The organism is Pseudoalteromonas sp. HM-SA03, assembly GCF_002289345.1.
In the GTDB taxonomy this organism is placed as follows: Bacteria; Pseudomonadota; Gammaproteobacteria; order Enterobacterales; family Alteromonadaceae; genus Pseudoalteromonas.
In genome coordinates, this window is record NZ_NSDG01000158.1 from 1 (window position 1) to 284 (window position 284).

The following is a 284-nucleotide window of genomic DNA, read 5'->3' on the forward strand; positions in this document are numbered from 1 at the left end:
TACAGAGCTTCATTCAAAGTTCAGCGGAAGAAAGCCTACCATATAATTGACGAATTGACTCCTGTTACATTTGCATCAGGACGTGTTGATGATGATGTGAATCCATTCATCATTTTTGGGTTTGGTGAAGGAGGTGAGGTAAAAATGTGGATTTCTAATTCAGCATTTGCAGGAGTTAAAGGGCGCATTTTAGAAGAAATTGGTTCAGCACAGGCGACTTGGGAACCCTTTGAATTAACCGATGAGATGTTTAATTAGATAAGTGCCCACAATCCAAAGTTAAT

The 284-nt window shown here is 39.1% G+C and carries 1 pseudogene; it reads left to right on the forward strand.

The annotated features are described in order from the left end of the window. Positions 1–258 (forward strand): annotated as a pseudogene (locus CKO50_RS23125) (hypothetical protein); the annotation flags it as partial. Positions 259–284 lie beyond the last annotated feature (26 nt).